The organism is Streptomyces sp. NPDC029674, from assembly GCF_044903205.1.
GTDB lineage: Bacteria > Actinomycetota > Actinomycetes > Streptomycetales > Streptomycetaceae > Streptomyces.
Window position 1 is genome coordinate 50,865 of sequence record NZ_JBJDPY010000002.1, and the last position, 13,084, is coordinate 63,948.

Annotated in this window: 12 protein-coding genes; 3 read left to right on the forward strand and 9 right to left on the reverse strand. The window is 73.3% G+C overall.

Features of this window, described 5'->3' with window-relative positions:
• Window positions 1-521: 521 nt before the first annotated feature.
• From ACI2L3_RS04135 to ACI2L3_RS04155, 5 genes are read right to left on the reverse strand one after another with little or no spacing between them, the layout of a single operon-like run.
• Window positions 522-1,328: a type III pantothenate kinase gene (locus ACI2L3_RS04135; protein ID WP_404750757.1), complete on the reverse strand. Its 807-nt coding sequence runs from the start codon at window positions 1,326-1,328 to the stop codon at window positions 522-524.
• Window positions 1,328-2,326 carry a carboxylating nicotinate-nucleotide diphosphorylase gene (gene nadC / locus ACI2L3_RS04140; RefSeq protein ID WP_404750758.1) on the reverse strand — a complete coding sequence of 333 codons (999 nt, stop codon included), beginning with the start codon at window positions 2,324-2,326 and terminating at the stop codon, window positions 1,328-1,330. Before nadC ends, ACI2L3_RS04135 begins: the two co-directional genes overlap by 1 nt.
• Before the next feature lie 2 nt (window positions 2,327-2,328).
• Complete coding sequence (locus ACI2L3_RS04145) at window positions 2,329-4,044, reverse strand: L-aspartate oxidase (protein WP_404750759.1); 1,716 nt, start codon at window positions 4,042-4,044, stop codon at window positions 2,329-2,331.
• On the reverse strand, window positions 4,041-5,057 hold the full coding sequence (gene panC, locus ACI2L3_RS04150) for a pantoate--beta-alanine ligase (protein ID WP_404750760.1): 1,017 nt from the start codon (window positions 5,055-5,057) through the stop codon (window positions 4,041-4,043). The genes ACI2L3_RS04145 and panC overlap by 4 nt, the downstream gene beginning before the upstream one ends.
• The gene (locus ACI2L3_RS04155; RefSeq protein ID WP_404750761.1) at window positions 5,054-5,992 is read right to left on the reverse strand and encodes a Rossmann-like and DUF2520 domain-containing protein; all 939 of its coding nucleotides are present in this window, start codon (window positions 5,990-5,992) and stop codon (window positions 5,054-5,056) included. Before ACI2L3_RS04155 ends, panC begins: the two co-directional genes overlap by 4 nt.
• Window positions 5,993-6,138: 146 nt before the next feature.
• Here ACI2L3_RS04155 and ACI2L3_RS04160 point away from each other — a divergent pair, with 146 nt between their 5' ends.
• Window positions 6,139-7,314 (forward strand): threonine aldolase family protein, encoded by a 1,176-nt coding sequence (locus ACI2L3_RS04160; RefSeq protein ID WP_404750762.1) that lies wholly within the window; start codon window positions 6,139-6,141, stop codon window positions 7,312-7,314.
• Here the strand turns inward: ACI2L3_RS04160 and ACI2L3_RS04165 are convergent.
• Window positions 7,271-7,516, reverse strand: a complete 246-nt coding sequence (locus ACI2L3_RS04165; RefSeq protein ID WP_404750763.1) for a hypothetical protein — start codon at window positions 7,514-7,516, stop codon at window positions 7,271-7,273. The genes ACI2L3_RS04160 and ACI2L3_RS04165 overlap by 44 nt on opposite strands.
• 229 nt (window positions 7,517-7,745) lie before the next feature.
• Here ACI2L3_RS04165 and ACI2L3_RS04170 point away from each other — a divergent pair, with 229 nt between their 5' ends.
• Complete coding sequence (locus ACI2L3_RS04170; RefSeq protein ID WP_404750764.1) at window positions 7,746-8,852, forward strand: DUF5937 family protein; 1,107 nt, start codon at window positions 7,746-7,748, stop codon at window positions 8,850-8,852.
• Window positions 8,853-8,879: 27 nt separating this feature from the next.
• On the opposite strand, the gene ACI2L3_RS04175 is transcribed toward ACI2L3_RS04170, so the two are convergent.
• The gene (locus tag ACI2L3_RS04175; protein WP_404750765.1) at window positions 8,880-9,551 is read right to left on the reverse strand and encodes a response regulator; all 672 of its coding nucleotides are present in this window, start codon (window positions 9,549-9,551) and stop codon (window positions 8,880-8,882) included.
• 36 nt (window positions 9,552-9,587) lie between these two features.
• Window positions 9,588-10,790: a sensor histidine kinase gene (locus ACI2L3_RS04180; RefSeq protein WP_404750766.1), complete on the reverse strand. Its 1,203-nt coding sequence runs from the start codon at window positions 10,788-10,790 to the stop codon at window positions 9,588-9,590.
• Window positions 10,791-10,896: 106 nt separating this feature from the next.
• On the opposite strand from ACI2L3_RS04180, the gene ACI2L3_RS04185 reads away from it, so the two are divergent.
• Window positions 10,897-11,949 carry an SAM-dependent methyltransferase gene (locus tag ACI2L3_RS04185; RefSeq protein WP_404750767.1) on the forward strand — a complete coding sequence of 351 codons (1,053 nt, stop codon included), beginning with the start codon at window positions 10,897-10,899 and terminating at the stop codon, window positions 11,947-11,949.
• On the opposite strand, the gene ACI2L3_RS04190 is transcribed toward ACI2L3_RS04185, so the two are convergent.
• A complete protein-coding gene (locus ACI2L3_RS04190) occupies window positions 11,914-13,077 on the reverse strand; it encodes an NADH-quinone oxidoreductase subunit D (RefSeq protein ID WP_404750768.1) in 1,164 nt (387 codons plus the stop codon). The two genes, ACI2L3_RS04185 and ACI2L3_RS04190, sit on opposite strands and share 36 nt — an antisense overlap.
• Between the last annotated feature and the right edge of the window lie 7 nt (window positions 13,078-13,084).

Genomic DNA, 13,084 nt, shown 5'->3' on the forward strand with positions numbered 1-13,084 from the left:
CCTACCTGGCAGCTACGTCGCAGAGCCCCGGCCCACCCGCCCCTACTCCCGCAAGGCGTCGCGGGGCAAACGGGCGGGTGGGTGGGATACATCCGCCGCGAAGCGGCGGGCTCGGTGCTCCTACCCTCGCAGGGCGTCGCAGGGCGCACGGGCGGGTGGGTGGGAGGTATCCGCCGCGGAGCGGCGGGACAGTGGGGGTAGGGACCCGGCGCGGGGTCAGTCGGGGCGGCGGGACAAGGCGTAGGCCACCGCTCCTATGCCGAGCACCGCGACCGCCGCCACGGCAAGCCAGGGAAGAACCCCCGCCCCGGCCCCGGCCAGCGGGGAAGAACCCTGGTCCGCACGGGCCGTCGTCGCCGGACCACCGGCCACCACCATAAGCGCCGCCGCAACCACCGCAGCTCGAAGTCGTCCCTTGCGCCTCATCCGCCCCAGCCCGTCCCACACCCGACCAAGTCCCCGTCCCAGCGCAGACTCTCGCAGAAGGCGGCGCCTTCCGCACACGAAGCGTCGGCTATCGGTCAGGCCCGGGAAATGTTCCGCTCGTAGACGAGCCGGAGTCCGATCAGCGTCAGCCACGGTTCGTGCTCGTCGATGACCGAGGCCTCACCGAGGACCATGGGCGCCAGGCCACCCGTGGCGATGACCGTGACGTCGTCGGGGTCGCCGCCCGCGCCCGCCAGTTCGCGCGCCATGCGGTTCACGACGCCGTCGACCTGGCCCGCGAAGCCGTACAGGATGCCCGCCTGCATGGCCTCCACCGTGTTCTTGCCGATGACGCTGCGCGGCCGGGCGAGCTCGATCTTGCGGAGCTGCGCGCCGCGTACGCCGAGGGCCTCGACGGAGATCTCGATGCCCGGGGCGATGACGCCACCGGCGTACTCCCCGCGCGCGGAGACCGCGTCGAACGTCGTGGCGGTGCCGAAGTCGACGACGATGGCGGGGCCTCCGTAGAGATCCACCGCCGCCACCGCGTTGATGATGCGGTCGGCGCCGACCTCCTTGGGGTTGTCCATGAGGATCGGGACGCCGGTCTTGATGCCGGGTTCGACGAGGACGGCGGGGACGTCTCCGTAGTAGCGGCGGGTGACCTCGCGCAGTTCGTGCAGGACGGAGGGGACCGTGGAGCAGATCGCGATGCCGTCGATGCCGTCGCCGAGCTCGTCGCCGAGCAGCGGGTGCATGCCCATCAGGCCGTGCAGGAGGACGGCGAGTTCGTCGGCGGTGCGCCGCGCGTCGGTGGAGATGCGCCAGTGCTCGACGATGTCCTCGCCGTCGAAGAGGCCGAGGACGGTGTGGGTATTGCCCACGTCGATGGTGAGGAGCATCAGTCCCGCACCGCTTCCCGCAGGTCGAGGCCGATGTCGAGGATCGGCGAGGAGTGCGTGAGCGCGCCCACGGCGAGGTAGTCGACGCCCGTCTCGGCGTACGCGCGGGCGTTCTCCAGGGTGAGGCGGCCCGAGGACTCCAGGAACGCGCGGCCGGCCACGATCGCGACGGCTTCCGCCGTCTCGCCCGGCGTGAAGTTGTCCAGGAGGATCAGGTCGGCGCCCGCGTCGACGACCTCGCGCAGCTGGTGGAGCGTGTCGACCTCGACCTCGATCGGCACGTCGGGGAACTGTTCGCGTACGGCCTTGAAGGCCTCGGCGACGCCGCCCGCCGCGACCACGTGGTTGTCCTTGACCAGCGCCGCGTCGGAGAGCGACATGCGGTGGTTGACGCCGCCGCCCATGCGGACCGCGTACTTCTCCAGGGCGCGGTACCCGGGCGTCGTCTTGCGGGTGTCGCGGACCTTCGCCTTCGTGCCGTCGAGCGCGTCCGCCCACGCGCGCGTGGCGGTCGCGATGCCGGAGAGGCGGCACAGGATGTTCAGCGCGCTGCGCTCGGCGGTGAGCAGGTCGCGGGTGCGGGTGGTGACGCTGAGGAGGACGTCGCCCGCCTCGACGCGGTCGCCGTCCTCGACGTGCCGTTCGACCTCGAACTCCTCTTCGCACACCACCGACATGACGGCTTCGGCGACGCGCAGGCCCGCGACGGTGCCCGCCTCGCGCGCGGCGAAGTCGGCGGTGGCGACGGCGTCCTCGGGGATGGTGGCGGCCGTGGTGACGTCCACGCCGCCGGCCAGGTCCTCCTCGATGGCCATGTGCGCGATGTCCTCGATCTGCAGCGGGTCGAGGCCCGCCTCGGCGAGGAGCCGTGCGAGAGCGGGGTCGAGGCCGCACTCCAGGGGGTCGAACGCGTCGTCCCCTCCGCAGCCGCAGGCGTCGCCGCAGCCACCGCCGGCGGCTGCGGGGGCGGCGAGGGGGAGGTCGTCGGGGGTGCTCACGGTCACTGCTCCTGGGGACTGGGACGGGTCGGAGGGAAGTCGGGGGTCTGTGTCGTGTGCGCCGCCAGGGTCCTGTCGGGATTCAGGCGTACGACGATGTGGCGGCGCCAGGCCGTGTCGTCGCGGTCGGCGTGGTCCTCGCGCCAGTGGCAGCCGCGGGTCTCCTCGCGGCGCTGGGCGGCGGCCACCAGGACGCGGGCGACGCACAGGAGGTTGGTGGTCTCCCAGGTGTCGACGCCGGGCTCGGCCGTCTTGCCGTGCTCGGCGAGGGCCCCGGCGGCCTCGGCGTGGATGCGGGCCAGCTGCGCCGCCGCCTCGGTCAGGGACGAGGCGGAACGGATGACTCCGGCGCCCTCGGTCATGACGCGCTGGATGGCGAAGCGGGCCTCGGCCGGCAGCAGGGGGTGCGTCGGCGTCTCGGTCGGGGCGACGGGTACGGGCACGCGCGCGTGGAGGGCGTTCTCCGCGTGCCGGGCCGTGATGTCGGCGGCGATGCGCTCGGCGTAGACGAGGCCTTCCAGGAGGGAGTTGGAGGCCAGGCGGTTGGCGCCGTGGACACCGGTGCAGGCCACCTCCCCGCACGCGTACAGACCCGGGACGGTGGTGCGGCCGTGCCGGTCGGTGCGGACGCCTCCGGAGGCGTAGTGCGCGGCGGGGGCGACCGGGATGGGTTCGGTGACCGGGTCGATGCCGTGGGCGCGGCAGGCGGCGAGGATCGTCGGGAAGCGGTTCTCCCACATGTCGGCGCCGAAGTGCCGGGCGTCCAGGTACATGTGCTGGGCGCCCTGCTCCAGCATGCGGCGCGTGATGCCCTTGGCGACGATGTCGCGGGGGGCCAGCTCGGCGAGCTCGTGCTGGCCGACCATGAAGCGCACGCCGTCGGCGTCCACGAGGTGCGCGCCCTCGCCCCGGACGGCCTCGGAGACCAGCGGCTGCTGGCCCTCGGCGTCCGCCCCGAGGAAGAGCACGGTGGGGTGGAACTGCACGAACTCGAGGTCGGAGACCTCGGCGCCCGCGCGCAGGGCGAGCGCGACGCCGTCGCCCGTGGAGACGGACGGGTTGGTGGTGGCCGAGAAGACCTGGCCCATGCCGCCGGTCGCGAGGACCACCGCGGGGGCGTGGACGGCTCCCACGCCGTCGTGCTGGCCCTCTCCCATGACGTGCAGGGAGACACCGGCGGTGCGGCCGTCGTCGTCCGTCAGGAGGTCGAGCACCAGCGCGTTCTCCACCGTCGGTATGCCGCGCGCGCGGACGGCTTCGACGAGGGCGCGGGAGATCTCCGCGCCGGTGGCGTCGCCGCCGGCGTGGGCGATGCGGCGGCGGTGGTGGCCGCCCTCGCGGGTCAGCTCGATGGCGCCTTCGGGGCCGGTGTCGAAGTGGGCGCCGGTCTCGATGAGGCGGCGTACGGCGTCGGGGCCCTCGGTGACGAGGATGCGTACGGCCTCTGCGTCGCAGAGTCCCGCGCCGGCCACGAGCGTGTCGTCCAGGTGCTGTTCGGGGGTGTCGCCCTCGCCTAGCGCCGCGGCGACGCCGCCCTGGGCCCAGCGGGTGGAGCCGTCGTCCAGGCGGGCCTTGGTCACCACGACGGTCTTCAGTCCGGCGGCCGCGCAGCGCAGGGCGGCGGTCAGTCCGGCCACTCCGGAGCCGACGACCACGATGTCGGCGTCGAGGGACCAGCCGGGGGCGGGGGCGTGCAGCCGTATTCCGGTGGCACTCATACGGCGGCTCCGAAAGTCAGCGGGATGTTGTCGATCAGCCGCGTCGAGCCGACCTTGGCGGCGACGGCGAGGACGGCCTCGCCGGTGTGGCCGGGGCGGACCGGGGTGAAGTCGGCGGGGTCCACCAGGGCCACGTAGTCCAGCTCCAGCGGGGGGCGCAGGCGCGCCGCGTCGTCGAGGACGAGGCGGGCCGCCGCGACGACGGCGGCGGGGCCGCCGCCTGCCGCGGAGGGATCCGTGGACTCCGCCACGGCGTGCGCGTCGGCCGCCGCGCGGGACTCGCCCATCGCGTTCAGGGCGTCGGCACGCGCGCGTGAGGCGGGCGCGCTGGCGGCCCGTGCGCGGAGCGCCTCCTGTGCGGCGTGCCGGTCGCGGCCGGCGAAGAGGGCCTGGGAGAGGGCGAGGGCGGTGCGCCGCTCGTCCGGGGCGAGGTAGCGGTTGCGGCTGGAGAGGGCCAGGCCGTCGTCCTCGCGGACGGTGGGGACGCCGGCGATCTCCACGGGGAAGTTGAGGTCGCGCACCATGCGGCGGATCAGGGCGAGCTGCTGCGCGTCCTTCTGTCCGAACAGCGCCACGTCGGGCGCGGTGAGGTGCAGCAGCTTGGCGACGACGGTGAGCATGCCGTCGAAGTGGCCGGGGCGGGTGGCGCCTTCGAGGACGGTGCCCATGGGTCCCGCGCCGACCCGGACCTGCGGCTCACCGCCCGGGTAGACCTCGTCCACGTCGGGGGCGAAGACGATGTCGGCGCCGGCCTGTGCGGCGATCTTGACGTCGGCGTCGAGGGTGCGGGGGTAGCGGTCCAGGTCCTCGCCCGCGCCGAACTGCAGCGGGTTCACGAAGACCGTGACGACGACCTCGCCCTCGGGTCCGGCGACGCGGCGGGCGGCGCGGATCAGCGAGGCGTGCCCGTCGTGCAGGGCGCCCATGGTCATGACGACGGCGCGGCGGCCCGCACGCGTGCGCGTGCGCAGGGACTCGGCGGTGTGCAGCAGTGTGGTGTTCGTGCCGGTCATCGGGGCCCCCCTTCGGGCGTGGTGTCGCCGCCCGCGCCGGTGGCGAGGACTCCGAGGAGGTCCTCGGCGAGCTCCGGCTTGAGCAGGCCGTGGGCGAGGGCGCGGTCGGCGGTGGCGCGGGCCATCGCGAGATACCCGGCGACGGTCTGCGGGGCGTGCTTGCGGAGCTCGGCGACGTGGGCGGCGACGGTGCCGGCGTCCCCGCGCGCGACGGGGCCGGTGAGCGCCGCGTCGCCCGACCGCAACGCGTTGTCCAGGGCGGCGCCGAGCAGCGGCCCGAGCATCCGGTCGGGGGCCTCGACGCCCGCGTCCCGCAGCAGGTCCATGGACTCGGCGACCAGCGTGACCAGGTGGTTCGCGCCCAGGGCGAGGGCCGCGTGGTAGAGCGGGCGGTTCTCCTCGGCGATCCACTCGGGCTCGCCGCCCATCTCGATGACCAGGGCCTCCGCGGCGAGCCGCAGCTCGTCGGGGGCGGTCACGCCGAAGGAGCACCCGGCCAGGCGCTGCACGTCGACGGCGGTGCCGGTGAACGTCATGGCGGGGTGCAGCGCCAGCGGCAGGGCGCCGGCGCGCAGGGCGGGCTCCAGGACCTTGGTGCCGTACCGCCCGGAGGTGTGCACGAGCAACTGTCCCGGACGGACGGCTCCGGTCTCGGCGAGGCCCTCCACGAGGCCGGGCAGGGCGTCGTCGGGGACGGTCAGGAGCACCAGGTCGGCCCGGTCGAGGACCTCGGCGGGCGGGACGAGGGGCACGTCGGGCAGCATGGCGGCGGCCCGCCGCACCGAGGTGTCGGAGACGCCGGACGCGGCCACCGGGCGGTGCCCGGCGAGCTGCAGCGCCGCGGCGAGCGCGGGGCCGACGCGGCCCGCTCCCACGACTCCCACGGTGAGCCTCGCGGGGCGGTCCCGCGGGTCTGGCTGATGCGATGCGTTCACGCGGCGGCGCCTTCCGTTCCAGTCCGCTCGGGGTACCGGACGATTTCTCGTCATGCTAACGCGATCGGTCGGGGCCGCGTCTTCGGCTGTCCACAGGCTGTGGTTATTCATATGACCGGTGGCAGCGGACGGGCCATGCTCGGACAATGCCCTCCCACACCACAGCCGAAGAACAGCAGTCGGCCGGAGCGACCGAAGAGCAGCAGTCGGCCCGCCGTCGCGCCGCCGCTCTGGGCGCGACTCGCGTCCTGCACCGTTCCGTCCTGCACGTCCCGCTCGCCGAGCGCCTGTCGGCCCTGGCGGCCGCGGCTCCCGAGGTCGTCGGTCCGTCCGACCCCACGGACGTCTACGGCGACGGCGTCGTCGCCACCCTGGAGAGCGAGGTCGCGCGTCTGCTCGGCAAGGAGGACGCCGCGTTCTTCCCGACCGGGACCATGGCGCAGCAGGTCGCGCTGCGCTGCTGGGCGGGCCGCACGGGGAACGCGACGGTGGCGCTGCACCCGAAGGCGCATCCCGAGCTCCATGAAGGGGGCGCCTTCGGCGCGGTCAGCGGGCTGCGCACGGTGCACCCGACGGGCGAGCCGCGGCTGCCGACGGCGGACGAAGTACGGGACTTCGAGGAGCCCTTCGGGACGCTGATGCTCGAACTGCCGCTCCGGGACGCCGGTTTCGTCCTGCCGGAGTGGGCGGAGCTCCAGGAGGTTGTGGCGGCGGCGCGTGAAAGGGACGCGGTCGTGCACTTCGACGGCGCCCGCCTGTGGGAGTGCACGCCGCACTTCGGCCGCGGCCTCGCGGAGATCGCCGCACTCGCCGACTCCGTGTACGTGTCGTTCTACAAGTCGCTCGAAGGGCTGAGCGGCGCCGCGCTCGCCGGTCCGCGCACGCTCGTCGAGGAGGCGAGGGTGTGGCGCCACCGCTACGGAGGACAGCTGTTCCAGCAGTTCCCGACCGCGGTGTCGGCTCTGCTCGGGCTGAAGAACACGCTGCCCCGGCTGCCGGAGTACGTCGCCCACGCGCGCGTGGTCGCCGATGCGCTGCGGGAGGGGTTCGCGGCCGCCGGGGTGCCCTGGTCGCGCGTGCACCCCGAGCGCCCGTACACCCATCAGTTCCAGGTGTGGCTGCCGTACGGCCCGGACGTGCTGAACGAGGCCGCTGTCGGGCAGGCAGAGGAGACCGGCACCCTGCTCTTCGGGCGCTGGTTCCCGGACGGGCCGCCGGGCCTCTCGGTCACGGAGGTCACCGTGACCGGGGCGGGCCTGGCGTGGACGGCCGAGGACGTCACGGAAGCGGTCGCGGAGTTCGTGCGACGGATCCCCCGCTGAGCCGACCGCCGCGGGCGAGCCGGGCCAGGGCGGCGCGGAACCTGCCGCGTGCGGGGCGTTCCGCCAGGACGGCGCGGAAGCGGCCGTAGTCGCGGACCTCGCGGACGGCCTGCCAGTCGTGCGCGCCGGGCGCGGGAGGCGCGGGCCGGCCGTGCTGGGCGGCGCGGTAGCTGTCGAGGAGGTACTGCTGGGTGACGCTCATGACGGTTCACCTTTCGGGATAAATAGTACTTAACGGACAGCGCGCGGCTACAGGAACCCCGGGCACGGTGCCGTGAGTGCGGGAGGAGGGTGCGGGAGAAGGGGCCGGAGGCTTCGGCGGCTCCGGCGATGACTCCAGCCTGCTCCCGCCACCCCGCTCGCGTCGCGCCGATTGACGGCGCTCGTCAATCGGCGGCCGCGCTGTCAGTGGCGGGGTGCACCATGGGGCCATGAGCGTGAGCATCGACATCAGCGGGCTGTCCCAGGAGCGGATCCACGTCGCGCCCTCGCCCCTGACCGAGCTCGGCATGGCGCTGCACGCACTGTCCGAGCCGGGCCACCACCCGGGTCTCCAGGGCTGGGCGACGGCCGTCTCCGCGCGTCTGGACCCATGCCTGGCGGACCGCATGTGCGAGGCCGACTTCCTGTGGCGCACGACGTTCTCCGACGTCTTCACGCCGTTCGCCGGCCTCCCCGGGAAGCGGGCCCTCCCGGGGGCCACGCTCGCCGAGGAGCTCGACCAGCTGGACAAGCTGACCGACGAACAGTTCGTGGACGCGGCCCTGGAGTTCACCTGCCAGTCGACGTACGCGGAGCCGGACCGCAAGCTCCTCTCCGACCCCGCCGTGCAGCGGCGCGCCCTGGACCTCGCCGCCGCCCGCGGCCCGCACCAGGTCCGCTTCACCAAGCGGCTGCTCGATGACCCGCCAGTCGTCCGGGCGTGGTTCCGCACGCTCCTCGAGGACTGCGACGAGGCGTTCTTCGCCGACACCTGGGCACGGGTGAGCCATCAACTGGCCGCGGACGCCCGGCACAAGACCGAGCTGCTGCGCCGCAAGGGACTGTCGGAGGCCCTGAAGGCCATCTCCGGAGTGGTCTCCCTGGACGAGGAAGCGCAGCTCATCACGGTCGACAAGATCACCGTGGGCCGCACCACCACGGGCTCCGGGGGCCTGGTGATCATTCCGACCAGTCTCGGCTGGCCGCACCTCTGGGTGCTGCACCGCAAGGGCTGGCAGGCCGCCATCACATACCCGATCAGCTCCCCCGGCCTCACCACTCCGCCCACCGTGGAGCAGCTGACCCGCCGCATGTCCGCGCTCGCCCACCCGGTGCGGATGCGCCTGTGCCGCCACCTCGCGCGCGGGGCGTACACGACGAGCGAGCTGGCCGACGCGCACGGCATGACGGCGCCGGAGATATCAAGGCACCTGAGCGTCCTGAAGAAGGCGGACATGATCACCACGCGCCGCCGCGGCCGCTATGTCCAGCACCAGCTGGACATCGGCGTCGTCTCCCGCCTGGGCAGCGACTTCATCGAGGGCGTGCTGCGCTAGCAGGCCCTCCCCCTGCCTGCTCCCTGGCTACGGAGTGCCGCCGGCCCGCACCAGCCCCGTCTCGTACGCGAGGACCACCACCTGCACCCGGTCCCGCAGGCCCAGCTTCGTCAGGATGCGGCCGACGTGTGTCTTCACGGTCGCCTCCGAGAGGACGAGCCGCGCCGCGATCTCGCCGTTCGACAGGCCCTGCGCGACCAGGATCATCACCTCGCGCTCACGGTCCGTGAGCCGCTCCAGCTGCTTGAGCTCCGGCCGGCCGCCGGTGGTCGGCAGCATCGGCGCGAAGCGGTCGAGGAGGCGCCGCGTAGTGGACGGCGCGACCACCGCGTCGCCGCTGTGCACGGAGCGGATGGCGGCGAGCAGCTCCCCCGGGGGCACGTCCTTGAGCATGAAGCCGGACGCGCCCGCCTTCAGCCCCGAGAAGGCGTACTCGTCGAGGTCGAAGGTGGTCAGGATCAGCACCTTCGGAGGATTCGCCCCCTGGCAGACGCGGCGGGTCGTCTCCACGCCGTCCAGCTTCGGCATGCGGACGTCCATCAGCACCACGTCGACCTCGGTGGCGCGCAGCACCTCCAGGGCCTCGACGCCGTCGCCCGCCTCCGCGACGACCTCCATGTCCGGCTGGGCGGCGAGCACCATCCGGAACCCGGTGCGCAGCAGCACCTGGTCGTCGACGAGCATCACGCGGATGGACATCAAGGGGGGTCCCTTCGGAAGGTTCGTCGGTCGTTCTCAGTGTGCGGGCTTGAGGGGCAGCAGCGCGCTGATCCGGAACCCGCCGCCGGGGCGCGGTCCCGCGTCCAGCGTGCCGCCGACCATGCCGACGCGCTCCCGCATGCCGATCAGGCCGTGGCCGCAGCCGTCGGCGCCGCCGTCCTCGTACAGCTCGTGCGGGGCGCCCTTGCCGTCGTCCTCGACCAGCAGCCCGAGGCCGTCGTCGAAGTAGACGAGCCGCACGCTCGCCCCGGCGTTCTCCCCGCCGTGCTTGCGGGTGTTGGTGAGCGCCTCCTGGACGATGCGGTACGCGGTGAGCTCCACGCCGCTGGGCAGGGGGCGGGGGGTGCCCTCCACCTTGTAGTCGACGGGCAGGCCGGCCGTGCGCACCTGCTCGATGAGCTCGTCGAGCTGCTCGACGTCGGGCTGCGGGACGTACTCGCCGCTCTCCTCGGGCTCGCCGGTGCGCAGCACACCGAGCAGCCTGCGCATCTCGGCCAGCGCCTGCCTGCCGGTGCCCGAGATGGTCTCCAGGGCCTTCCTTGCCTGGTCGGGCGCGGCGTCCAGGACGTACGCGGCGCCGTCGGCCTGGACCACCATCACGGAGACGTTGTGCGCGACGACGTCGTGCAGCTCGCGTGCGATGCGGGCCCGCTCGGCCGCCACCGCGACCTTCGACTGCGCCTCGCGCTCCCTCTCCAGGCGGTCGGCGCGCTCCTCCAGCTGGGCGAGGTAGGCACGGCGGGTGCGGATCGAGTCGCCGAGGACCCAGGCGAGCGCGAAGGGCACCATCTGGAACACGGTGTAGAAGATGAGACCGAGGGCGCCGGTGTTCTCCACGGGCCAGCGCATCATCGAAAGCGGAGCCGCGCACAACCCGCCGACCAGCGCGAACCGTGAGGCCCACCGCTCCCCGTCGGCCGCGGCGGTGTAGACGATCACCAGCATCGCGAAGTTCACGGGCATCGTCTCCACGTCGAAGACGAGCTGGAGGAAGCCGATGACCGCGGCGAGCACCAGCATCTTCTCGGTGGCCCGTCGGCGCAGCAGGACCACCACGAAGAGGCCGAGCGCGATCGGAATCGCCGCCACCCCCGGATCGCGGCCCTCAGCCTCCGACATGGTCATCAGACCGATTCCGGACATCCCGAGCAGGACGAGGGCCCAGAAGCCGTCGACCCATGTCGGGTGTCTGCGGAGAAAGTCATAGAGGCGCTGCACGTAACCCAGCGTAGGCAGCCCGGCGGCGCCCCCGGGTCAACCGGAGGTCCGATCCGTATCGACTACGTGTACTCCCCAAGGTGGAGGCCCCCTTAGCCTGCGGGCTGTGACGAACGACAACGAAGAGGCGCGCGCCCCGGCACCGCGCGCCTGGCGCGAGGCCACGGAGGCCGCCCTGTACGGGCCCGTCGGCTTCTACCGCCGCTCCGAAGGACCCGCCGCGCACTTCCGCACCTCCGTGCACGCCTCGCCCCTCTACGCGGGCGCCGTGGCACGTCTCCTGACCCGGCTCGACACCGAACTCGGTCACCCGGACGAGGTGGCCTTCGTCGACATGGGCGCCGGCCACGGCGAGCTGGCCTCGGGCGTCCTGGCCGCGCTGCCCGCCGAGGTGGCGGCACGCGTGCGCGCGTACGCGGTGGAGCGCGCGGAGCGTCCCGCGGGCCTCGACGAGCGCGTCGAGTGGCGGGACGCGCCCCCGGACGGCGTCACGGGCCTGCTCTTCGCCAACGAGTGGCTGGACAACGTCCCCCTGGACGTCGCCGAGGTCGCCGCCGACGGAACCGCGCGCCGGGTGCTCGTACGCGACGACGGCACCGAGACCCTGGGCGGCCCCGTCGAGGGGCCCGACGCCGACTGGCTCGCGCGCTGGTGGCCGCTGGACTCCGAGCCGGGTCTGCGCGCGGAGATCGGACGGCCACGGGACGAGGCGTGGGCGGCGGCCGTGGCGTCCCTGAGGCGCGGCCTGGCGGTCGCCGTCGACTACGCCCACACCCGGGACGCCCGACCGCCCTTCGGGACGCTGACGGGCTTCAGAGAGGGCCGTGAGACGGCGCCGGTGCCCGACGGCGGCTGCGACATCACGGCCCACGTGGCGCTGGACGCCTGCGCGTCGGCGGGAGCGGCCCTGCTGAGCCAGCGGGCGGCGCTCGGCGGGCTCGGGGTGAGCGGCGCCCGCCCGCCGCTCGCTCTCGCCTCCAGCGACCCGGCGGCGTACGTACGCGCCCTCACGCGCGCGGGGGAGGCCGCGGAGCTGACCGCGCCCGGCGGCCTCGGCGACTTCGGGTGGCTGCTCCAGCCCGTCGGCGTCTGTCTGGACACCCTGCTGGACGATCCGGACGCCCTACTTGTCGATGTCGCCGACCACGAAGAACAGTGACCCCAGGATCGCCACCATGTCCGCGACCAGCTGGCCCGGAAGCAGCTCGGTCAGCGCCTGGATGTTGTTGTACGAGGCCGAGCGCAGCTTGAGACGGTACGGGGTCTTCTCGCCCTTGCTGACGAGGTAGTAGCCGTTGATGCCGAGGGGGTTCTCGGTCCACGCGTACGTGTGGCCCTCGGGGGCCTTGAGGACCTTCGGCAGGCGCTGGTTGATCGGCCCCTGCGGGAGTTCGGCGAGCCGGTCCAGGCAGGCGTCCGCGAGGTCGAGGGCGTTGTGCGTCTGCTCCAGGAGACACTCGAAACGGGCCAGGCAGTCGCCCTCTTGGCGCGTGACGACCTTCAGGGTGTCCTGCAGTTCGGCGTACGCGAGGTACGGCTCGTCACGGCGCAGGTCGAAGTCAACTCCGGAGGCGCGGGCGATGGGACCGCTCACTCCGTAGGCGTGCACCGCCTCCGGAGTGAGGACGCCGACGCCGCGCGTACGGCCCCGGAAGATCTCGTTGCCGAGCACAAGCCGGTCGTACACGTCCATGCGCGAACGCACCGAGGCGACCGCCGCACGCGCGCGCGTGGGCCATCCTGCGGGCAGGTCCTCCTTGAGGCCGCCGACGCGGTTGAACATGTAGTGCATGCGGCCGCCGGAGATCTCCTCCATCACGTTCTGGAGCTCCTCGCGCTCCCGGAACGCGTGGAACACCGGGGTGATGCCGCCCAGTTCGAGGGGGTACGACCCGAGGAACATCAGGTGGTTCAGGACGCGGTTCAGCTCGGCGAGCAGCGTGCGCATCCACACGGCGCGCTCCGGGACCTCCATGCCGAGCATCCGCTCGACGCCCAGCACGACGCCCAGCTCGTTCGAGAACGCCGACAGCCAGTCGTGCCGGTTGGCCAGCATCACGATCTGCCGGTAGTCCCGCGCCTCGAAGAGCTTCTCCGCACCGCGGTGCATGTAGCCGATGACCGGCTCCGCCTGCTGGATGCGCTCGCCGTCCAGGACGAGGCGGAGGCGGAGCACGCCGTGCGTGGACGGGTGCTGGGGGCCGATGTTGAGCACCATGTCGGTGCTCTCCGCCGCGCCGCCGATGCCGAGCGTGGTCTCCGTGGTGGTCTCCGTCGTGGGACTCATGGCCACA